Source organism: Streptomyces sp. NPDC087845, from assembly GCF_044742755.1.
Classification (GTDB): Bacteria; Actinomycetota; Actinomycetes; order Streptomycetales; family Streptomycetaceae; genus Streptomyces.
In genome coordinates this window covers 13,655-34,433 of the sequence record NZ_JBIUVC010000029.1, presented here as the reverse complement: position 1 = coordinate 34,433, position 20,779 = coordinate 13,655, and the positions used below count along the sequence as shown (strand labels likewise).

Annotated in this window: 19 protein-coding genes; 8 read left to right on the top strand and 11 right to left on the bottom strand. The window is 70.1% G+C overall.

Annotated features, from left to right (window positions below; translation table 11 throughout):
* Positions 1-112 precede the first annotated feature (112 nt).
* The 11 genes from ACIOMQ_RS38810 to ACIOMQ_RS38760 form a co-directional block, all read right to left on the bottom strand.
* Positions 113-1,399, bottom strand: coding sequence for a glucarate dehydratase family protein (locus ACIOMQ_RS38810; RefSeq protein ID WP_402192471.1), 1,287 nt, complete (start codon positions 1,397-1,399; stop codon positions 113-115).
* A gap of 29 nt (positions 1,400-1,428) precedes the next feature.
* Positions 1,429-2,391: a 5-dehydro-4-deoxyglucarate dehydratase gene (locus tag ACIOMQ_RS38805; protein WP_402192469.1), complete on the bottom strand. Its 963-nt coding sequence runs from the start codon at positions 2,389-2,391 to the stop codon at positions 1,429-1,431.
* A 105-nt stretch (positions 2,392-2,496) separates the two neighbouring features.
* Positions 2,497-3,342 carry an NAD(P)-dependent oxidoreductase gene (locus ACIOMQ_RS38800; RefSeq protein WP_362208812.1) on the bottom strand — a complete coding sequence of 282 codons (846 nt, stop codon included), beginning with the start codon at positions 3,340-3,342 and terminating at the stop codon, positions 2,497-2,499.
* A gap of 287 nt (positions 3,343-3,629) precedes the next feature.
* Complete coding sequence (locus ACIOMQ_RS38795; protein ID WP_241200358.1) at positions 3,630-4,310, bottom strand: GntR family transcriptional regulator; 681 nt, start codon at positions 4,308-4,310, stop codon at positions 3,630-3,632.
* On the bottom strand, positions 4,310-5,191 hold the full coding sequence (locus tag ACIOMQ_RS38790) for an amidohydrolase family protein (RefSeq protein WP_402192467.1): 882 nt from the start codon (positions 5,189-5,191) through the stop codon (positions 4,310-4,312). Before ACIOMQ_RS38790 ends, ACIOMQ_RS38795 begins: the two co-directional genes overlap by 1 nt.
* Positions 5,188-6,126, bottom strand: a complete 939-nt coding sequence (locus ACIOMQ_RS38785) for an aldo/keto reductase (protein WP_401989159.1) — start codon at positions 6,124-6,126, stop codon at positions 5,188-5,190. Before ACIOMQ_RS38785 ends, ACIOMQ_RS38790 begins: the two co-directional genes overlap by 4 nt.
* Positions 6,123-6,911: a ribonuclease activity regulator RraA gene (locus tag ACIOMQ_RS38780; protein ID WP_362208804.1), complete on the bottom strand. Its 789-nt coding sequence runs from the start codon at positions 6,909-6,911 to the stop codon at positions 6,123-6,125. The genes ACIOMQ_RS38785 and ACIOMQ_RS38780 overlap by 4 nt, the downstream gene beginning before the upstream one ends.
* Before the next feature lies 1 nt (position 6,912).
* Positions 6,913-8,856, bottom strand: coding sequence for a hypothetical protein (locus ACIOMQ_RS38775; RefSeq protein WP_402192464.1), 1,944 nt, complete (start codon positions 8,854-8,856; stop codon positions 6,913-6,915).
* A gap of 2 nt (positions 8,857-8,858) precedes the next feature.
* The gene (locus tag ACIOMQ_RS38770; protein WP_402192462.1) at positions 8,859-9,695 is read right to left on the bottom strand and encodes a carbohydrate ABC transporter permease; all 837 of its coding nucleotides are present in this window, start codon (positions 9,693-9,695) and stop codon (positions 8,859-8,861) included.
* The gene (locus tag ACIOMQ_RS38765; RefSeq protein WP_402192460.1) at positions 9,692-10,672 is read right to left on the bottom strand and encodes a carbohydrate ABC transporter permease; all 981 of its coding nucleotides are present in this window, start codon (positions 10,670-10,672) and stop codon (positions 9,692-9,694) included. The genes ACIOMQ_RS38770 and ACIOMQ_RS38765 overlap by 4 nt, the downstream gene beginning before the upstream one ends.
* A complete protein-coding gene (locus tag ACIOMQ_RS38760) occupies positions 10,659-11,918 on the bottom strand; it encodes an ABC transporter substrate-binding protein (protein WP_401270758.1) in 1,260 nt (419 codons plus the stop codon). Before ACIOMQ_RS38760 ends, ACIOMQ_RS38765 begins: the two co-directional genes overlap by 14 nt.
* 305 nt (positions 11,919-12,223) lie before the next feature.
* Between ACIOMQ_RS38760 and ACIOMQ_RS38755 the strand changes: the two genes are divergently transcribed.
* From ACIOMQ_RS38755 to ACIOMQ_RS38720, 8 genes are all read left to right on the top strand, one after another.
* Positions 12,224-14,380 (top strand): right-handed parallel beta-helix repeat-containing protein, encoded by a 2,157-nt coding sequence (locus ACIOMQ_RS38755; protein WP_401758435.1) that lies wholly within the window; start codon positions 12,224-12,226, stop codon positions 14,378-14,380.
* A gap of 323 nt (positions 14,381-14,703) precedes the next feature.
* Positions 14,704-15,462 carry an SDR family NAD(P)-dependent oxidoreductase gene (locus ACIOMQ_RS38750; RefSeq protein ID WP_401758432.1) on the top strand — a complete coding sequence of 253 codons (759 nt, stop codon included), beginning with the start codon at positions 14,704-14,706 and terminating at the stop codon, positions 15,460-15,462.
* Between the two features lie 40 nt (positions 15,463-15,502).
* A complete protein-coding gene (locus tag ACIOMQ_RS38745; RefSeq protein ID WP_401270750.1) occupies positions 15,503-16,246 on the top strand; it encodes a FadR/GntR family transcriptional regulator in 744 nt (247 codons plus the stop codon).
* A complete protein-coding gene (gene dgoD, locus ACIOMQ_RS38740; protein WP_402192457.1) occupies positions 16,243-17,388 on the top strand; it encodes a galactonate dehydratase in 1,146 nt (381 codons plus the stop codon). Before ACIOMQ_RS38745 ends, dgoD begins: the two co-directional genes overlap by 4 nt.
* A 5-nt stretch (positions 17,389-17,393) precedes the next feature.
* The gene (locus ACIOMQ_RS38735; protein ID WP_401758429.1) at positions 17,394-18,272 is read left to right on the top strand and encodes a hypothetical protein; all 879 of its coding nucleotides are present in this window, start codon (positions 17,394-17,396) and stop codon (positions 18,270-18,272) included.
* Positions 18,260-18,907, top strand: a complete 648-nt coding sequence (locus ACIOMQ_RS38730; protein WP_362208778.1) for a bifunctional 4-hydroxy-2-oxoglutarate aldolase/2-dehydro-3-deoxy-phosphogluconate aldolase — start codon at positions 18,260-18,262, stop codon at positions 18,905-18,907. Before ACIOMQ_RS38735 ends, ACIOMQ_RS38730 begins: the two co-directional genes overlap by 13 nt.
* A complete protein-coding gene (locus ACIOMQ_RS38725; RefSeq protein ID WP_402192454.1) occupies positions 18,904-19,773 on the top strand; it encodes an SMP-30/gluconolactonase/LRE family protein in 870 nt (289 codons plus the stop codon). Before ACIOMQ_RS38730 ends, ACIOMQ_RS38725 begins: the two co-directional genes overlap by 4 nt.
* The gene (locus ACIOMQ_RS38720; RefSeq protein WP_401758423.1) at positions 19,770-20,771 is read left to right on the top strand and encodes a sugar kinase; all 1,002 of its coding nucleotides are present in this window, start codon (positions 19,770-19,772) and stop codon (positions 20,769-20,771) included. Before ACIOMQ_RS38725 ends, ACIOMQ_RS38720 begins: the two co-directional genes overlap by 4 nt.
* Positions 20,772-20,779: the final 8 nt, after the last annotated feature.

Here is a 20,779-nt window from a genome sequence, read left to right as displayed (position 1 = left end):
AGCAGCCGGGCGAGCGGTTCGGCCAACCCGGAGGCGAGAGTGGCGGAGGACAGGCGGGGCCCGGCCCTGGTCGGGCGGCGGCGGGAGACGGAGCTGCTGACCGGATCCTCGGTCACCACCGCGGCTTCGTCGGGTTGAAGTCCGGGTGGAACCGGCGCATGTAACCCGTGTCGTCGCGTCCGGTGATGCCCTGCCGAAGGTAGTTCTCATGCAGCCGGGCAAGCGCGTCCCGGTCCAGCCGCACGCCGAGCCCCGGCGACATCGGCACGGGTACGGCGCCGTCGACGAAGGTCAGCGGGTCCTCCACCACGTCGAAACCCAGCTGCCACGGCGTGTGGGTGTCGGCGGCGTAGGACAGCTGCGGCAGCGCCGCGCCGAGATGGGTCATCGCGGCAAGGCTGATGCCGAGATGGCTGTTGGAGTGCATCGACAGGCCAAGGCCCCAGGTCTCGCAGATGCCCGCCAGGCGCACGGACTGCCGCAGTCCGCCCCAGTAGTGGTGATCGGACAGGATGACCTGAACGGAGCCGCGTTCGACGGCCTCGGGGATGTAGTCGAAGGAGACCACGCACATGTTGGTGGCCAGCGGCATTTCTGCGGTCTCGGCGACGGCGGCCATGCCGGCCAGGCCCTCGGTCGGATCTTCGAGATACTCCAGCAGGCCCTGGGTCTCGGCGGCGACCCGGCGGGACGTCTCGACGCTCCACGCGGCGTTGGGATCGATGCGCAGCGGCAGCGTGGGGAACTCCTCGCGCAGCGCGCGAATGGCGTCGAGTTCCACGTCGGGAGGGAAGACACCGCCCTTCAACTTGATCGACTGGAAGCCGTACTTCTGCACCATCGTCCGGGCCTGGGCCACGATCCCGGCAGGGTCGAGCGCGGCGCCGAAGAGGTCCGGGGCATCGCCGGGATGCTGCGCCCACTTGTAGAACAGGTACGCCGAGAAGGGCACGGCGTCGCGTACCCGGCCGCCGAGGAGATCGTGGACCGGACGGCCGATCGCCTGGCCCTGTACGTCGAGGCAGGCGACCTCGAATGCGGAGAAGACCCGCAGCGACACCTTCTCCGGGCCCATGCCGCCGGACGGACCGAGTTTCTCCGACGGCGCGTCAACGGTGCCGAGCAGCCCGTCCACCACGGACTTGATGTATTCGGTCCGGAACGGGTTAAGCCCGATCAGCAGCGGTGCCACCGTACGCAGCACCGCCAGGTGCGAGGCGTCGCCGTACGTCTCGCCGAGCCCGATGAGCCCGTCCCCGCAGTCGACTTCGATGATCGCGCGCAGGGCCCACGGCTCGTGACAGCCCACGGCGTTGAGCAACGGCGGATCAGGGAACGCGATGGGCGTGATGCGGATGTCGACGATCGTGGGGTGCCCTGACGGGCTCTGTGGCTCCATGGGGCCCTTCCTCGTACGAGAACCAGTTGTCATGCGCGGGACTCCTCCAGTCGACGGAGCGCCGTGCGTCCGCGGTCCACGATGGACGCGAGTTGCGCGACGTGCTCCGGTGCGGCCTCCACCAGCGGCGGGCGGACGGGGCCGACGGCCAGACCGGCCAGCTGCGCACCGGCCTTGACCAGCGAAACGGCGTAGCCGGGCACGCGGTCGCGCAGCGCGGCGAACGGCAGGTAGAACTCCGTCAGCAGTGTTCGCTGCGCCTCCTCGTCGTCGTCGCGCACAGCCCGGTGGAACGCGGTGGCGATGTCGGGGGCAAAGCAGTGCACCGCCGAGGAGTAGCTCTCCACGCCGATCGCCGCGTAAGCCCGTGCGCCGAGCTCCGCAGTCGGCAGGCCGTTGAGGAATCCGAACTCGGCGGCGCGGGGGTGTCCGCTGGTACGTACGGCGGTGACCAGGCGCAGCATCGCGTCGACGTCGCCGCGGCCGTCCTTGATGCCCACTACGTTCGGGATGTCGAGCAGCTCCACCGCGGCTGCCGGATCGAGGACCGCGTTGGCCCGCTGGTAGACGGTGATCGGCAGCGGTGTGGCCGCGGCAACGTAGCGAATGTGGTGCACCAGCCCCTGCGGGGTGGACGTCAGCAGATAGGGGGGCAGCAACAGCAGTCCGTCGACGCCGCATTCCTGCGCGGCCAGCGCGAACTTCCGCGCGACCCGCGGGCCTCCACCCGCCCCGGCGAACACCGGTATGCGTCCGGCGGCCTGCTTCACCGCGGTGGCCACGACCTGCCGGTACTCGTCGAGCCCGAGCGCGGGGAACTCGCCGGTGCCGCACGCCACGAACAGCCCGCCGGGTCCGGCAGCGATCTGTGCCTCGACGTGGGAGGCGAAGACGTCCAGGTCGACCTCGTCGGCGTCGTCGAAGGGAGTCAGAGGAAAGGAGAGCAGTCCCGAGAGCCGCGTTGTTCGTTCATCGCATTTCACGGTATTCATGGATGAATCTCCACTTCAAGGGTTACCTCGGCCGAGGCGGTACCCGGCCGACGGTTACGAGCAGTTGGCTGTTATGAACGGACGGCTGTTACGAACGGATGGCTGTCACAAGGTCTGCCCCAGCGGGATGGCGCACCAGTCGCCCCCTAGCCGGGGTGTGATCGGGTCGGCAGGGTCCGGCAGGCCGCACTCGCCGATCACCTCGGGTGCGAACTGCTCGGCGTCGTCGAGCGGGTGGTAGCCGATCGCCTCACCTTCGGCCAGGCTCACCCAGCCCCGGGTGTTGCGGCTGACTCCCCAGACGATCCGGTAGCCGGGTTCGCGGCAGCTCAGGCAGGCTTCGACGAGGCGGTGCCCGTCGGCCGGTGACAGCCAGGTGGACAGCCCGCGCATCCCGTTCGGCATCGGGAACCAGCTTCCGATGCGCAGACAGATGATGTCCATGCCGAAGCGGTCGTGGTACAGCCGTCCGGCGGACTCGATCGCGGCCTTGCTCCAGCCGTAGAGGGTGTCCGGGCGGGCCGGTGCGTCCGCGGCGACCGGAGTGCCGTCGTACTGGTGGAAGCCGACGGCATGTGTCGAGGAGGCCAGGACGACCCGGGGCACACCGGCCAGCCGGGCCGCTTCCAGGAGGTTCAGTGTGCCGCGCACGTTGCGGTCCAGTACGTCGTCCAGGGTGGACTCGACGCTCTGGCCGCCGAGATGGACGATCGCGCTGACGCCCCGGCACGCCTCCAACAGGGCCTCGGTGTCGGTGAGGGAGGCGATCACGGTCTCCTCCGCTCCGCTCCCTTCGACGGCGGGCGGCGTGGTGATGTCGAGAAGCCGCAGCGTGCGGCCCTCCCGTGCCGCCGACGGCCGCAGTTGCGTGCCGATCCTGCCCGCGGCGCCCGTGAGCAGAATCCGCGTGGTATCGGTGGAGCCGGTGGCGTGCGCGCCTTGCCGGGGCATGCGGAACCTCCCATGTCGTTCGATGCGTGACTCAGCGGCGTCCTCGGCCGGCAGTGGCCCGATCTCCCGGTCACACCCCGGTGCCGCGGCGGCGATCAGGTGGCCGAGCCGAAGCCGGGCCACCCAAGTAGGCGCCGGGAGAGGGCGGTACAGGTGGCCGTCGGCGAACGCGTCGCCCGCGCCCACCGGTTCGCCGTACGCCGGCACCCGTACCGTTCCCCGCGGACATGGGTGAACACGGTCGCGGTACGGATCGCGCCCGCCTACCGTGTTGCAGCCGGATGGTTCTATTCGTCGCGCTGCGACGGCTTGGCCGCGCCGGTCGCGTGGCGACGGAAGGCCTCTGCGGCGTCGTCCTCCCGGCCGTTGACGAGTATGTCGAGCAGGCGCGCGTGTTCGTCGACCAGCTTGTCGCGGCTGCCGGTGTAGAACGGGTTGGAGACCACGCGCAGCGTCCAGAGACTGGGCTCCATCACCTCCCACAACCGCGGCAGCAGGTGGTTGCCGCTGGCCTGGCAGACGAGGCGGTGGAAAGCCATGTCGCTGTCGCGGAAGCTGCTCGGGTCGTCGTGCAGGGCCGCCCGTCGCATGTCGTCGATCACCGAGTTCAGCTGGTCGACGTAGCCCTCGGCGCGGCGCTGGGCGGCGGCTCGGGCGGCGAACTCCTCCAGCAGACCGCGTAGTTCCCGTGCCTGCTCAGCCTGCTCGATCGAGATGCTGGCGACCCGGCTGCCCAGCCGCGGCACGTGAGTGACCAGGCTCTCGTGCACCAGCCGTTTGACGGCCTCGCGCACCGGGGCCTGACTGATGCCCAGGCGTTTGGCGATGTCGGATTCGACGATCCGCTGATCCGGTGCCATCTCGCCGCTCAGGATGGCCGAGCGCAGCAGCCGGTAGACGCGGTCGGACAGCAGCCCGCCCGACGTCATGCCCCTGTTCTGTTCGAGCAGATCGTTCAGACCAGTCATCAGTGCTCCCTCTGCCGGATCATTGTCATCCTGTCTTCGGCGGACGGGTCCGCCAGATCAAGTCGGTATGCCCCGATGGCCGTTCCACCCCGGACCAGGGCGGACTCGTCAGCGGTCAGCCCGTCCAGCACCCGGGCCGTGGCCCCGGCCACGTCCTCGTACGGCGACCACTGTGTGCTGACCGGCCAATCGGACCCGAACATCAGCCGACGAGGCCCGAACACGTCGAGCAGCACCCGCGCCACGGCGTCCAGGCGCACTCCGCCCGGTTCGGCGGTGGCCTTGCCGAGTCCGGACAACTTGCACACCACGTTGGGCAGTCGGCCCAGTGGCGTCAGTTGCGCGGCCCATGCGCCGAGGCCCTCGCGCCGCACGTCGACGGCCGAGATGGCTGCGTGGTCGACGACGAACCGCACCTGCGGCAGGTCCCTGGCCGCTGCGTATGCCGCGCGCAGAGTCCCGTGCCCCAGCAGCAGGTCCATGGCCAGGCCCCGCTCGCCGAGAGCCGCGAGTGAGCGCCGCACCTGAGGCAGCCCGAGGCGGGCGCCCTCGCCTGCCCCGACCGGGTCACGGACCCCGACCAGCGCCGAACCCCCGTCCTCCGCGCGGAGTGCGTCGATCGTGTCCACCGCGGCCGGGCCGGCGAGATCCGCGTGGACGACGACGCCGGCGATCCGTGGGGACCGCGCGGCCAGGCCCAGCAGCCAACGGGCCTCGTCCACGGTCCGCCCGGCCTGCACGACAACAGCCGTCACCGACCTGGAGGCCGCGGTGAGGTCGTCGAGAAGGAAGGGGCGATCCAGTTCGCCTGCGGACCGCAGCCACGCATGGTCGTGCAGGCCGGGGTCCCACAGGTGGACGTGTGCGTCGATGACGGTCACGGCGTCGGTACCTCCTGCGGGACCAGTCCCGCTGCGCGCAGCTCCGCCCACAGGTCGGCGGGGACGGTGGTCTGCGCCATGGCGAGGTTCTCCCGCACTTCATCGGCCGTTCTGGCTCCGACGACCAGAGCGGACACGGCAGGATGCCCCCACGCGAACCGCAGGGCCGCCGCCTTCATCGGCACCCCGTGGCGGGCACAGATCTCCGCGATGGCCAGTGCGGCGGCAACCTGGTGCGGCTCGGCTGTCCGGTAGTCGTACCTCGCGCCGGGTCGGGGATCGGCCAGCAGGCCGGAGTTGTACACCCCGCCCAGGATGACCCCGACACCGCGGGCCTCGCATTCAGGCAGCAGGCCCGTCAGAGCTTCCTGATCGAGGAGAGTGTACCGGCCGGCCAGCAGCACGCAGTCCACGTCGACTTGCGCGACGATCCGCTCCAGCATGCCGCTCTGGTTCATGCCCGCGCCCACCGCCGACACCACGCCCTGCTCCCGCAGGTCGACCAGGGCGCGGAAGGCCCCCGCGAGAGCCTCCTGCTCATGGTGGTCGGGGTCGTGCACGTGCGCGATGTCCACCCGGTCCAGGCCGAGCCGGGTCAGGCTCTGCTCCAGGCACCGCATGGTGCCGTCATAGGAGAAGTCCGGCTCGGCCCCGTCGTCGGTGAGGAGGTATCCGACCTTGGTCGCGACGACGACCTCGGACCTGGGTACCCCGGCCAGCACCTGGCCGAGGCGCTGTTCGGACACGCCGTTGCCGTACCGGGGGGCGGTGTCGAACAGGCGCGTCCCGCCCGCCAGCGCGGCACGCACCGTGCCGGTGGCGTCCTGCTCCGGAACCGGCTCGTACAGGTTGCCCAGGGGCGCGCAGCCCAGGCCGAGCCTGCCGACCGTGAGACCGGTGTGGCCCAGCACACCCGGGCCCGAGACATGGTTCATCGCTGGGACGACCGCTGCTGGTCGCGCCACTGCTCGTACTCCGCGCGCGACTCCGACGTCAGCGGGTAGTAGTTGCCGAGCCGGGCGCCCTGGTCGAGACGCATCCGGCTGAACACCTCCCACTCCTGGTGGTCCTGAGCCGTGGCGACCACCTCCGGCGCGGTCGCCTGGGGGACGACGACGGCGCCGTCGTCGTCGGCGACCACGATGTCGCCGGGCAGGCACAGCACTCCTCCGGCGGCAACCGGCACGTCGTACGCCCAGGGGAACAGCTCCGACTGGGAGGCGTAGTGCGGGGTGGTACCGGTGCACCAGATCGGCACGCCGAGCTCGCGGACCCGCGGAGCGTCCCGGATCCGGCCGTCGACGACGATCCCGGCGCCGCCCTTGCGCTTGAAGTAGCGGACGAGCATGTCGCCGACGCAGCCGCTGAACGCCGACCCGTACGCCTGGATGACGAGGACGTCGCCGGGCTGTACCGCCTCCAGGACCGCCCACAGGGCGGTTTGGCGTTCGACGGCCTCCTGGGCCAGGCCGCTGGCTATGTCCTCGCGCTGCGGCATGAACTGGAGCGTCAACGCCGACCCGGCGATCTTCTGCCCGGTTGTGAGGGGCTGCGGCCCTTCCATCCACGTGCGCCTGATGCCCAGGCCATGAAGCTTCGCGCACGCGGTGGCGCTGCTCACCTGGCCCATCTGATCCACCAGCTCCGCATCGGCGCGCCGATATGTGTCGCCGCGCACCGGAAGGGGAAACACCGGCTGGGCATGCTCGTCGTTCGTCATTCTACTTCTCCTGGTATCGGTCGAACGTGGGGTGGCTCGGGGTGAACTGACGGCGCCGCACCTGCAGGGTCAGATCGAGCCGGGTCCCGGGCGGCAGGATCACCAGCAGGTGGTTGTCGTGCACGTCGATGCGCCGGGTACTGGTCGTGAGCTCGTCGGCCCGGTAGGCGCGGTTCGGGCCGGGGTAGCCGCTGTCGAGCTGATCCACCACGACATGGTCGATGCCGTCCTCGGCGAACGCGCCGGCCTGCACGGCCACACGCCGCTCACGCGTATTGCTCAGGTTGACCAACTGGACGCCGACCCGGGCCTCGTCGAGGCCCTCGACGAGGGCGGCGACGTCGGCCGGCAGGCCGGGACGGCCGCGGTCGGCGTCCCAGTAGCGCACCCGTGCCTGCTGGAGCCCCCCGTTGTAGGGGGTGGCGGGAGCGCCGGTGGTCAGCTGCACCAGAATCTCTGTCACCACGGGATTGAGCCGCTGCCACCAGTGGATGTCATCGGTGCGGGTGGTCGTCGCATCCTCGCGGACGAGTGCCATCCTGCGGGCGACCTGCCCCAGCGCCATGCCGAGGGCTCGGGCCGGGTAGTCGGGGTTGCGACCGTCGAGGTAGGCGAGCCACGGCGCCTCGTGTCCGGCCTCCTCCTTGTCGCGGAAGGCGTGCACGGTCGTCCAGTCGTAGCCGCATTCGCGCTCCACGCGGTCCAGTCGCTGCCGGTCCTGCGGGTCGCCGGAGCACCACCAGATCCAGGCCGGGAAGGCGATCTGCAGCGGCTGGTGGTCGAACCAGCCGTGCAGGCCGTACCGGTAGGGCACCAGTTGCAGGTTGCTGTCGGCATCAGGCCCGAGACGCTGGAGCCAGGTCGTGGCCATGCTGGAGTCACCGTCACGAACCGGCCCGCGCGTCGCCTCTTCCAGCACCCGGTCCAGTGGGGCGCGGGCCAGGTCGAACCACGCGTTGTCGCCGGTGACCAGGGCGGCGTTCATGGCAGCGACGACCGCGACCGCGCCGACGCTGTGCAGACCGTGCGGCCAGGTCCAGCCGTACGGGCCGCCGTACCAGCGGCCGTCGTGCAGCTCGCCGACCTCCCCGGAGGGTCCCACGTTGTCGGGGATGACACCGCCTGCGGCGGTGGCCCGGTCCCGCCAGGCCTGCACGTAGTCGACGAGCCAGTCGCGGTACCGGTCCTCGCCCGTGTACAGCCACGCGTTGGCGATCAGCGAGGTGGAAGCGAGGTTCACCGCGACGTCGCCGTCGCCGAGCCGCCGGTTCATCGCCTCGCCCATACGCCGCGCGTTGACGGGGTCGGCCAGGTCGTCCCAGGTGTCGATGCCGGGCAGATCCTCCAGGGGCAGGCCGTACGGTTTCATGTTGGCCAGTTCCGCGCCGAACCCCTGCGCCCATGCGTCATCCACCCCCCGGCGCGGCCCGCCGGCCCCGGTGTGCGGAGCCCGGATGATCCGCTGCGAGCCGTCGACGTTGCCGACGGGCGAGGTGGGCAGGTAGAGGTCGGCGAAGCGCAGCGCCCGCCGGCGGAACGCCTCGTCGGACGGGTCGGCCGCGCAGATCCCGTAGAACATCAGCAGCGACTCGCCCTGGTGGAACCAGTCGTACCCGCGCTCGTACTCGTCGACCAGGAACCCGGCGTCGGAAAGCTGCCGGGTGATCCCGTTCCAGTGCTTCTTGCTGGCGTCGAGCAGGTCGTCCGCCCCGCCGAGCATGTACAGCATCGGCCAGTTGAAGAACGGTTCGTAGAAGTCGTCCGCCCCGTCACGGCCTTTCAGTTCCCCGTCGAAGCGCAGCCCACCGCCGGGGTGGCAGTACCGGTCCTCGAAGACCCGCCATGCCTCGTCCAGCACCGAGAACAGCTGTCGTTGCAGTACGGCCCAGGCCGGCGGTTCGCAGGCCGGCACGGACGCCGTCACGCTCACCATGTGCTTGCCCACGGTCACCCCTTCGTCGCGCCGGCGGTGAGGCCACCGACGATCTTGCGTTGCATGATCACGAAGAAGACCAGCACCGGTGCGATCGCCAGGAGCAGCGTCGGATAGACCACGGACAGGTCGGTGGTGTGCAGACCGATCGCGGAGTACACGCCGGTCATCACGGTATACAGGCCCGATGTCGGGCCCAGCACGATCTGCGGGTTCACGAAGTCCGTCCAGACTCCGATGGTGTGCAGGACGACCGCGGTGACCACGACCGGCTGCATCAGCGGGAAGATCACTTGCCAGAAGGTGCGCAGTCGGCCCGCGCCGTCGATCTGCGCCGCCTCGTCGAGCTCGCGGGGGATGGACTTGATGTAGCCCACGAACAGGAACATCGACAGGGGCAGGGTCAGCGTCGCCTCGTACAGGACGAAGCCGGGGATCGTGCCCATCAGACCCGTGAAGCGCAGCACGTAGATCACCGGGATGACCAGGACCTGTCCGGGGATGAACAGCCCGGCCAGGAACACCAGCAGCATCCCCTTGTGCCACGGGCGGGTACCCCGGGCGATGACGTAGGCGGCCGGACCGGCCAGCGCCAGGGACAGCGCGTTGACCAGGACCACGAACATCACCGTCACACCGAACGCCTTGATGATGTTGTAGTCCGGTGACGATAGTGCCGATCGGAGATAGTCCGTGGACAGCACGCCCGGGTCGGCGGAGAACGGCCGTTGACGGATCGCCGACTCCGGTTTGAACGCGTTGACGATCACGAGGTACAGCGGCGCCAGCATGACCAGTGCGAAGAGGCCGAGAATGACCGAGCCGACGCGGCTGCCTGCATTGCGGTTCACAGTTCCACCGCCTTCTCGCTGCGTTGGCGCAGCGAGACGATCACGACGGCGAGCACCGCGATGACGATCATGAGGACGATGCTCTGGGCCGAGGCGTAGCCGATCTTCCCGTTCAGGAACGACTCCGACAGGACCAGGTACGCGTACGTCTGCGTGTGGCCGGCCGGACCACCGTCGGTCATCGCCAGTACCAGGTCGTAGACCCGCAGCAGTTGGACGAGTACGAGGACCACGTTGATCGTCACCGTGGGTGCCAGCATCGGCAGCACGACCTGGCGGAACGTCTGCCAGCGTGAGGCGCCGTCGATGCGCGCCGCCTCCAGGAGCGACTCGGGGATCGTCTGCAGCCCGGCGAGGTAGAGGACCACGTTCACCCCGAACGTCGACCAGATCACCACGAAGACGACCGCTGCGAGCGCCCACTGCGGATCGGACAGGAACGGGATCTTCGAGCGGTGCGCCGCGGTCAGGAGGGTGTTGACCGCTCCCTCGCTGCTCAGTATGGCCGACCACAGGAAACCGATGATGACCGCGCCGAGCACGTGCGGGTAGAAGAACAGGCCCCGCAGCATCGCTTTGACGCGCCCCTGGCCGTTGAGCATGACCGCGAGGCCCAGGCCCAGGACGTTGCAGGCCACGGTGCCGACCACCGCGATCACGAGCGTGACGTATGCCGCGCTCGCCACGTCCGGGTCGTGGAACAGCTGAACATAGTTGTCCAGGCCGACGAATTTGGAGTTGTCGGAGAAACCGTCCCAGTCGGTGAGGCTGAGCCGTCCGGCGACCACGACGGGGATGAGGATGAAGGCCACGATCGCCGCCAGTGCGGGGCCGACCATGAAGATGCTGGGCAGGCTGCGGGCGGCGCGTGCGCGCAGCGGGCGCGGGGAAGTGTGGTGAGTGTGACGGGGGTACTCGGGGACCGGCGGGTTGTCCGACGGTCCAGGAGCGGTAAGCGTCTTGTTACTTGGGCGCATTCGCGGCCCACCACTTGTCCATGGCACCCGCCACCTGATCGGCTGTCGTCCCGAGATACATGCTCTGGACCTGGGTGTTGAACTCCGCGGGGAAGCCCGCCGGGGAAGAGTTGTCGCCCAGTCCGGGGCCGATCGCCACGGTCTTGCCGCCGGCCTTGTCGAGGAGCTTCGCGATGTCCTTGGTCAGCGGGGAGGCTTCGTAGCTGTATCCGGTACGGAAGTTGCCCTCCGCGCTCAGCGCCTTCGTGATCGCCTTCTTGTCGCTGACCAGGTACTTCACCAGGTCCATTGCCGCGTCCGCGTGCCTGGAGCTCTTGAGCACCGAGTACGGCATGGCCGGGTTGGCCGCCTGCGGCGGCGTGGAGCCGTCGAACGTGGGGACAGGGAACACGCCCGCGTCGATGCCCGGCTTCGCTTCGGCGAGCGAGGCCGCCAGCCAGTTGCCCATCACCATCGTCGCCGACTTGCCGGCTGTGAAGTTGTTGATCATGTCCTGGTACTTGATGCCGTTGGCGTCCTTGGGAACCAGGCCGTCCTTGATCCAGGACTGGTAGACGCCCAGGTACTTGGCGTAGTTGCTGCCGGCGAAGGTCACGGAGCCCTTGTTCCGCTTCGCGTACCACTGCGGCTCGGTGTTCATCACGTTCGGGTTGGCCATCATCAGGGCCTGCGCGCCGGTGGTCCACTCACCACCGGTCTGCAGCGGCGTGTAACCGGCGCCCTTCAGCTTGCGCAGCGCGGCGGTGAACTCGTCGACCGTCTTGGGCGTCCCGGTGACACCGGCCTTGGCGAAGGCAGCCTTGTTGTAGAACACCAGCGACTGGAGCTGGACGCCGGTGCCGGCCATCCACACCTTGCCGTCCAGCTTGGACGCCTCCGCGAACGGTGCGTCCTTCACCCACTGCTCGTCGGGCAGCGGCTCCATCTGTCCGGCGAGAGCCGTGTTCTGCCCGCCGGCGAGGATGTCGGGCGGGCTGCCCGCGGCCAGTTGCTGCTTCAGCGTGTCCTCGATGCCCCTGCCGGTGGGCGCCTCGATCGTGACCTTCACTCCGGGGTGACTGGCGACGTACCCCGCCACCAGGTCCTTGTAGAACTGCTTGGTCAGCACCGGAGTGATGTTGACCAGCATGCGGATGTTCTTGTCGCCGCCTGCTGAGTCCGAGCCGGTCGAGCAGCCCGTGAGCAGTGCGGCGGATATGGCGATGGCACCCAGCTTGACCAGGTGCCGGCGAGAACCCGAAACCATCGAACCCTCCATCGATCGCTTATCGCTTATCGCTTATCGATAGCGAGCTCACCATCGAGGACCTGCCAGGCGACGGTCAAGGCCTGTCAACGAAGGCGTTACCCGTTCGCAACCTGCGGTGCGTGCGAACTGTGCTTCATCCAGCGGGTTTTGAAAGATCCCTTGACACTCGCCACTACCGACCCACTACTTGTCGCTCAGCGATTATCGATTAGTCGGAGCGTCGTGCAACGAAGGCTCGGCCGGAGGCGCTGTGCGCCCGGACCGAGGGCCCGGTTCCCATAGGCGCCTACGAAAGGCACAACATGTCCAGATTCTCTCGACGTGATCTCCTCAGGGCCGCCGGGGCCGTCGGCGCCGGCGCGTCGGCGGCCCTCATCGCCGGGCCGGCCTACGCCGGTACCGGTGACCGGCGAGACCGGGCCGAGGACCAGAAGTCCTTCTTCGTGGCAACGGACGGGAAGGACTCGAACCGGGGCACGCAGGCCGCGCCATTCGCGACGCTGGAGAAGGCGCGCGACGTGATCCGGACCTGGCGGCAGGGGGCGCCGGGCCGTGCCACGGAACCGGTGACCGTCTTCCTCCGGGGCGGTACGTACCGGCGGACGCGAAGCTTCACCCTCGAAGCGCAGGACTCCGGTGCACCGGGCCGGCCGGTCACCTACGCCGCCTACGAGGGCGAACAGGTCCGGCTCGTCGGCGGCGTGGACCTGCCCGCCACCGGTTTCGAGGCGGTCGGCGACCAGGCGATCCGCGACCGTCTCCCGGCCGGGTCACGCGACATCGTCCGCGAGTTCGACCTGAAGGCGCTCGGGATCACCGACTACGGCCGGATCGTCCAGACCGGATACGGCCTGCCGCGCGCGGTCACCCCGCCCGAACTGTTCTTCAACAGCGAGGCGATGACCCTTGCCCGTTACCCGAACACCGAGTTCCTCGCCGTCGGTCAGGTCATCGACCCGGGCGGGAACCCCCGCAGCGTCCTCGGCGACCCCGACAAGATGGCCGCCGAATTCGCCAAGGGGGCCACGTTCAAGTACACCGACCCCCGGCCGTCGACCTGGACCGACACCAGTGACGTGTGGATGCAGGGCTACTGGTTCTACGAGTGGGCCGACGGCAACCTTCAGATCAAGGCGATCGACCCGGCGGCGCAGACGGTCTCCACCAAGACCGCCAGCATGTACAGCGTCAAGGCAGGCCAGCGCTACTACTACTACAACGTGCTTGAGGAACTCGACTCGCCGGGTGAGTGGTACCTCGACCGGGCCACCGGGAAGCTGTACCTGTACCCGCCGGGTGACCTGCCCGGCGCGTCGGTGCAACTGTCGCTGCTCGCCGACCCGATGGCCGTCCTCAACGGCTGCTCGAACGTCACGTTCTCGAACCTCATGTTCGAGGGGTCGCGCGGCGACGGCATCGTCATCACCGACGGCACGTCCAACACGGTCGCGGACTGCACCCTGCGGCTCCTGGGCGGTCGCGCGGTCACGATCGGCGACTCAAGTGTCTCGGCCGGCCCGCACGGCGGATCGGGGAACGAGGTCCGCGGCTGCCACATCCAGGCCACCGGCCAGGGGGGCATCGCCCTCGCCGGCGGTGACCGGGCCACCCTCACCCCGGCGCACAACCGGGCGGTCGGCAACGAGATCCACGACTACAGCCGCCTTCAGTTGACGTACAGCCCTGCGGTCGAACTCGCCGGTGTCGGAAACCACGTCGCCAACAACCACATCTACGATGCGCCGCACGTCGCCATCCTCTTCCGCGGCAACGATCACGTGATCGAGTACAACGAGATCAACGATGTGGTGAAGGAGACCAACGACGCCGGTGCCATCTACGCGGGACGGGAGTGGACCGGACGCGGCACGGTCATCCGCTACAACTTCCTGCACGACATCGTCGGCAGCGGCGGATCCCACTTCGCCTCGGGCGTCTACCTCGACGACTGCTTCTGCGGAACGACGGCGTTCGGCAACATCTTCTACAAGGTCGACACCGCCTTCCAGATCGGCGGCGGCCGGGACAACGTCATCAGCAACAACATCATGCTGTCGTCGGGCCGTTCGGTGACGCTCGACGAACGAGGTCTCAACTGGGCGGCGGAGGCCGTGGCACCCGGCGGCGCGTGGGGGATGTACGACCTGCTGGCCGCCGTTCCCTACCAGAAGGAGCCGTGGCGGTCGCGCTATCCGAACCTCGTGAACATGGCCGACGATCAGCCGGCGTACCCGAAGTACAACGTCGTCGAGTACAACGCGCTCCGCACCGTCGCCGCGCTGGACATCGCCCCGTCCGCGCGCACGTACGGAACGGTCGACCGCAATCTGACACTCACTGCCGACCCCGGCGTCGTGACAGTCGTGGACGGGAGGCCGACCCTGGGCAACGACGACCTGATCGCCGCTCAACTCCCCGGCTACCAGCGGATACCCATGAACCGGATCGGACTCTCGTGACCCGCACGGCCGAGAGCCGCGGGGCAGGGGATCGGCCCGGTCAAAGCCAGTAGATAAATTAGTAATTAATCTTGACGGTGGCCCGGTTGCTCCGTCAGTCTGTATCAGCCGAACGAGGCCCGGCCGCCTGGGTCAGGAGGCCGGGCCTCGTTCCGCGGGGGCACATGCGGAGTCGCAGGCACACCTCAGCACAGCACGGAGCCGCACCTCTCTGGTCACCCCGCGGTCCAACCCGTCGTCCGCGTCAGGCAGTAGCCAACCGTCCGAACGGCGCCACCGGCAGAATCGCCGACAGCTTCACCACCCGAGGAGCCGACAGCCCCATGAACGGAAACACCCGCTTCGCCGACAAGGTGGCAGTGGTCACCGGAGCCGCGTCGGGCATCGGCGCGGCCACCGCCGAACGGCTCGCCGCCGAAGGCGCCGCGTTGATCCTCGCCGATATCACCGAGGACGCGGGCGAACGTGTCGCCGCGGGCATCCGAGCAGCGGGCGGCCGAGCCCTCTTCGTCCGCACGGACGTCGCGGACGAGGGCGACTGGGGGCGGATCGTCTCCGCGGCGCACACCTTCGGCCCCGTCGACGTCCTGGTGAGCAACGCCTTCACGGTCGACGTCACCCCCGCGCACGAGATGACCGTCACCTCGTGGGAGCGCCAGCTCGCAGTGAACCTCACCGGAGCGTTCCTCGGCTTCCGTGCGGTCCTGCCCGACCTGCGCGAACGCCGCGGCGCCGTGGTGCTCACCTCCTCGGTCCACGCCCACAAGGGCATCCCCGGACATCCCGCGTACGCGGCGTCCAAGGGCGCGCTGCTCTCTCTGTGCGGACAACTGGCGGTGGAGTACGGACCCGAGGTGCGGGTCAATGCCGTCCTGCCCGGCCCCATCCTCACCGGGGCATGGGACCGGGTCTCGGAGGAGGACCGGAGGCAGAGCGTCACCGAGACTGCCGCCAAGCGTTTCGGCACCCCCCAGGAGGCCGCGGCGGCGATTGCGTTTCTCGCCGCCGACGAGGCGTCCTACATCACGGGATCGAGCCTGCTGGTGGACGGCGGCTGGTCCGTCCTCAAGGCCTCGGCCTGACCGTCTCCGTACCCATCGCACACCAGAAAGGCACACAGACATGACGCCATACGCGCGCCGCGGAGTGCACGGCCAGACCGTGGAGACTCTCGCGCGCCGGGTGCTGAGCGGCGAGATCCCCGAAGGAGCGACACTCGATCTCGTGGCGCTGCAGGACGAGTTGGACGTCAGCCTGACCGCCTTGCGGGAATCCCTGAAGGTCCTCGCCGCCAAGGGGATGGTCGACGCGCGCCAGAAGCGCGGCACCTTCGTCAGAGCCCGCGCCGACTGGAACCTCCTCGACGCGGACGTGCTGCGCTGGCAGTTCGCGGGTGGCACCGGCTCCGGCACCGATCCGGCACTGCTGCACAACCTCGGTGAGGTGCGCGGCATCATCGAGCCGGCTGCTGTCCGGCTGGCCGCCGCCCGCCGCACCGATTCCGACCTGGACGCACTCGAAGCGGCCCTCGCCGCGATGGGGGAGCAGGAGGGCGGCGCGGCCCACGCGGTCGAGGCGGACCTCGCCTTCCACCGCGCGCTCCTCGCTGCCACCCACAACGAATTGCTCGAACGCCTGGAGATGGTCATCGAGTCGGGCCTCGCGCACCGCGACGAGATCGTGCACAGTTCGCCGCACGGCGAGGACCCCGTACCCAGTCACCGGGCTGTGCTGGACGCCGTACGCGACCAGGACCAGGCTGCCGCCGAACGCGCCATGCGGGACCTGCTAGACCAGGCCGTACGCGACCTCGACCGGGCCCACGGCACCCGGCCGGCCACCGACGAGGGGACCGCGAACCGGTGAAGATCACTCGCATCGAGACCTTCCTCGTACCGCCACGCTGGCTGTTCTGCCGGATCGAGACCGACGAGGGCGTCGTCGGCTGGGGGGAACCCGTCGTCGAGGGCCGGGCCGAGGTCGTCCGCGCCGCCGTCGATGTCCTCGCCGAATACCTGATCGGCCAGGACCCGCTGCGCATCCAGGACCACTGGCAGGTGCTCAGCAAGGGCGGCTTCTACCGGGGCGGGCCGATACTCTCCAGCGCCGTCGCCGGAATCGACCAGGCCTTGTGGGACATTGCCGGCAAGGTCTACGGCGCCCCCGTCTACGCGTTGCTCGGCGGGCCGGTCCGCGACGAGGTGCGGGTCTACGCCTGGGTCGGCGGCGACGAACCCGCCCAGCTCACCGAGGAGATCACCGCCCAGGTCGAGGCCGGCTTCACCGCCGTCAAGATGAACGCGGCGGGTCGCACCACACCCCTCCCCACCCCAGCCGAGACCGCCGCCGTCGTCGATCGGGTGACCGCCGCCCGTGCGGTCCTCGGCCCCGGCCGCGATGTGGCCATCGACATGCACGGCAGATTCGGACCGGCCGGCGCACGCCGGGTCCTGCACGCCATCGAGCCGCTGCACCCGCTGTTCGTGGAGGAACCGCTCCTTCCCGAACAGGGGCACCTGCTGCCCGCCCTCGTCGGCGCCACCTCCGTCCCCATCGCCACCGGCGAACGGCTGTACGGGCGGGCCGATTTCCTGCCCGCCCTCACGGCCGGCATCGCGGTCGCCCAGCCGGACCTCTCGCACGCCGGAGGAATCTCCGAGGTCCACCGCATCGCCTCGCTCGCCGAGACCTACGGTGCACAACTCGCCCCGCACTGCCCCCTCGGCCCGATCGCACTCGCCGCCAGTCTCCAGATCGCCTTCGCCACCCCGAACTTCCTCATCCAGGAGCAGAGCCGGAGCATCCACTACAACAAGGACGCCGACCTGCTCTCGTACGTCGTGGACACCGAACCGTTCCGCTTCGTCGGCGGACGGGCGCGGCGCACGGGACAGCCGGGGCTCGGCATCACCGTCGACGAGAAAGCCGTACGCGCGGCCGACCGGACCGGACACGCCTGGCGCAACCCGGTGTGGCGGCACGACGACGGCGCCTTCGCCGAGTGGTGAGCACGGTGACCCCCATCGGCATCGAGACCGACCCGTCCCACGGCGGACGGTGGACGTCGCTGCGGGCGGCCGGCCGCGAATGGCTCTGGCATCGCGACGAGCCACGCCGCCCCGGCGCCATTCCGGGCGACGCCTTCGCCGATGCCGGTGGACTGGAGGAATGCGTACCGACCGTACGCGGCACACCCGACCACGGCGACGTCTGGGCCCGGCCCTGGCAGTGGGTCGATGGCACCGAGTCCGTCGACTGCCCGGACTTCCGGCTCAGCCGCCGGATTCGCAGCGACGGGGGCCGCGCAGTGGCCGACTACCGGCTCACGGCCGAACCCGGCTACCGCTTCCTGTGGGCCGCGCACGCGCTGTTCGATCTCTCGGAGGAGGCCCATATCGGGATCAGGTACGGCACGCCGACCCGCTTCTATCCCGACAGCGGCGCCCGGTGGACCCCCTGCGCCTGGCCGTCGCAGCCCGGGCGGACGGAAGGGCTCGACCGTCTCGGGCCGGATGACGGGACGGCCGTCGGCGCCATCGTCGACACCCCGCAGGTGTACGTCCGCGACGGCGCGGCCACGTTGCGCATGGCCGTCGAGGCCGAAAGCCAGCCGGTGTCCGTGGCGCTGTGGCGCAACCTCGGCGGCTTCCCCGAGCAGGAGCCGTACCGGTCCGTAGGGGTCGAGCCCATGCTCGGCCGGGTCTTCGACCTGGCGGCCGCGCGGGACGGGGACGCCGCGTGCGTTCCGCGCAGCGGCGAGGTCCGCTGGCGTCTCACCCTGGCTGCGCAGGCACCGGAGCCGTGGACACAACCAGCGCCACAGACGGAGCCGGAATCCGACACGGCACCAGAAGACACAGACAGGAAGGGAACTCACACGTGGATCTGCTGACCGCGCTGCGCACCCACCGGATCGTCGCCATCGTGCGCGGCGACGACGCGGACGCCGCGCTCAGAACCGTACTGACCCTGGCGGAGGAGGACCTCCCGCTCATCGAGGTCTCTCTCAGCGGAAAGGACGCACTCGACGTCATCCGCCGGGCCCGCGCCGCGCTGGGCCCCGGTGCACCGCTCGGTGCGGGCACCGTCCTCACCGCCGAGGACGCACACGCGGTGCGGGACGCGGGAGCCGACTTCGTCGTCACTCCTGCCGTCTGCGAGGCCGTCACGGAGGCCGAGCGCCTGGGGCTGCCCGTCCTCGCGGGGGTGATGACCCCCACCGACATCGTCGCCGCACAGCGGCTCGGTGCGGACGCGTTCAAGATCTTTCCCGCGGCGCAGGCCGGCGGCCCCGGATATCTGAGGGCACTGCAGGGCCCGTTCCCGGACGCGCCGTTCGTGCCGGTCGGGGGGGTGGACGCCGAAGCGGCCGGGATCTATCTCGCGCACGGGGCTACCGCGGTGGGTGTCGGCTCGCCGCTGATCGGCGACGCGGCCGACGGCGGCAGCCTCGAAGCACTCCGCGAGCGGGCGCGCGCCTTCCGCGACGCCGTACGCGCCGCCGCCCCCGCGGACGCCGGCCGATGACCGCCGGCACACCGGCCGTCTGCTGGCAGGACCGGCTCGGGCTCGGTGAAGGAATACGCGCGGTCGACGACGGCATCGTCCTCGTCGACATCCTCACCGGGCGGCTGCTGGCCGGACCCGCGGACCGCTCGGCTCCGCTGACGCAACTCGCCCGGCTGTCCGTGCCCCTGGGCGCGGTCTCCCCCGTCCACGCACGCCCCGGCACCTGGATCGCGGCCGCCGGCACCGGTGTCTGCCTGATCACCGGGAACGGGCGGATCGAGTGGCTCGCGCGCCCCGAGGACGGGGCCGCCACGGCCATGCGGATGAACGACGCGACCGCCGATCCGTACGGCAGGTTCTGGGCGGGCAGCATGGCCTACGACGCCGAGGACGGCGCGGGCTCCCTCTACCGTGTCGACCACGAGGGCACGGTGATCCGGGTGCTGGACGGCCTCACCGTTCCCAACGGCCCGGCATTCTGCGCGGACGGCACCGTGATGTACCTCGCCGACAGCGCCAAGGGCATCATCCGCCGGTACCCGGTCGACCCGGACACCGGGCTGCCGGGTACGCCGGACACTTTCGCCGTCTTCGACCGCGGGAGCCCCGACGGTATGACGGTGGACGCCGAGGGCGCCCTGTGGACTGCGGTCTGGGGCACCGGCACCGTCCACCGCTACCGCGCCGACGGCACCTTGGACCGGCAGATCCGAATTCCTGCGACGCAGCCCGCCGGGCTGTGCCTCGACGGGGACAACCTGTACGTCACCAGCGCGCGGCACGGTCTCGCTGCACCCGGACCGCTGGACGGTGCGGTCTTCACCACCCGGGTCGGCGTCCGGGGCCTGCCCACGTGTGCCTACCACCCCGGGAGAACCGAGTGACGGCGATTCACACGTCCCGCGAAACCGGCCGGCGGCCGGTGACGGGACCGGTGACCTGTATCGGTGAGACCATGGCCGCGCTGATCCCCGAACCCGCCGCCCCGCTGGACGGCGCCGGTCTGCTCGGGATCCGGATCGCGGGCGCCGAGTCCAACGTGGCGATGTACCTCGCCGACCACGGGGTGCCCGCCCGTTGGGTCTCCGCGCTCGGTGACGACCCGTTCGGACACCGGGTCCGCGCCGAGGTGGCCGCGTCCGGTGTCGATGTCAGCGGCGTACGCACCGACCCGCACCGCCCGACCGGACTCCTCGTCAAGGACCCCGGCACCGAGGGCACCCGGGTCCACTACTACCGCCGCGGCTCCGCCGCCTCGGCCCTGACCCCGGACCTTCTGGACGACGACGCCGTGCGCTCCGCAGGCCTCATCCACCTGAGCGGCATCACCCCGGCGCTCTCGGCAGGCTGCCGGGACCTGGTCACCGCGCTGCTCGAGCCCGACATCGCTGAACGCCCGTGCCCCGTGAGCTTCGACGTCAACCACCGGGCCGCTCTGTGGGCGGACGGTGCAGCGGCCACCTTGCTGCTCGGGCTCGCCCGACGGGCGGACATCACGTTCGTGGGCCTCGACGAGGCACAGGCTCTGTGGGGAGACGGACTGGCCGACGCCTTCGCCGTACGGGACCTGCTGCCACAACCGCCCGTCCTCGTCGTCAAGGACGGTGCACGGGCCGCCACCGCCTTCGACGGCCCCAGGGTCCACACCGTGCCCGCGCCCAGGGTCGAAGTCATCGAACCGGTGGGCGCCGGTGACGCGTTCGCGGCCGGGTTCCTCGCCGGGCTGTTGCGCGGCGAGGAACCCGTACGGGCGCTGCGGCTGGGGCATCTGACGGCGGGCGCCGCACTGCGGGTGACCGGCGACCACGGTCCGCTGCCGGACCGCGCCCGCCTCGCCGAGCTACTCGACGCGGCGCCCGAGGAGTGGGCAAAAGGTGGGTGACCCGGCGA

What these genes read in the sequence shown, in the direction of transcription:
- ACIOMQ_RS38810 (WP_402192471.1), bottom strand. Translation starts at nt 1,399, where the DNA reads ATGGAGCCACAGAGCCCGTCAGGGCACCCCACGATCGTCGACATCCGC.
- ACIOMQ_RS38805 (WP_402192469.1), bottom strand. Translation starts at nt 2,391, where the DNA reads ATGAATACCGTGAAATGCGATGAACGAACAACGCGGCTCTCGGGACTG.
- ACIOMQ_RS38800 (WP_362208812.1), bottom strand. Translation starts at nt 3,342, where the DNA reads ATGCCCCGGCAAGGCGCGCACGCCACCGGCTCCACCGATACCACGCGG.
- ACIOMQ_RS38795 (WP_241200358.1), bottom strand. Translation starts at nt 4,310, where the DNA reads ATGACTGGTCTGAACGATCTGCTCGAACAGAACAGGGGCATGACGTCG.
- ACIOMQ_RS38785 (WP_401989159.1), bottom strand. Translation starts at nt 6,126, where the DNA reads ATGAACCATGTCTCGGGCCCGGGTGTGCTGGGCCACACCGGTCTCACG.
- ACIOMQ_RS38780 (WP_362208804.1), bottom strand. Translation starts at nt 6,911, where the DNA reads ATGACGAACGACGAGCATGCCCAGCCGGTGTTTCCCCTTCCGGTGCGC.
- ACIOMQ_RS38765 (WP_402192460.1), bottom strand. Translation starts at nt 10,672, where the DNA reads ATGCGCCCAAGTAACAAGACGCTTACCGCTCCTGGACCGTCGGACAAC.
- ACIOMQ_RS38760 (WP_401270758.1), bottom strand. Translation starts at nt 11,918, where the DNA reads ATGGTTTCGGGTTCTCGCCGGCACCTGGTCAAGCTGGGTGCCATCGCC.
- ACIOMQ_RS38755 (WP_401758435.1), top strand. Translation starts at nt 12,224, where the DNA reads ATGTCCAGATTCTCTCGACGTGATCTCCTCAGGGCCGCCGGGGCCGTC.
- ACIOMQ_RS38750 (WP_401758432.1), top strand. Translation starts at nt 14,704, where the DNA reads ATGAACGGAAACACCCGCTTCGCCGACAAGGTGGCAGTGGTCACCGGA.
- ACIOMQ_RS38745 (WP_401270750.1), top strand. Translation starts at nt 15,503, where the DNA reads ATGACGCCATACGCGCGCCGCGGAGTGCACGGCCAGACCGTGGAGACT.
- ACIOMQ_RS38725 (WP_402192454.1), top strand. Translation starts at nt 18,904, where the DNA reads ATGACCGCCGGCACACCGGCCGTCTGCTGGCAGGACCGGCTCGGGCTC.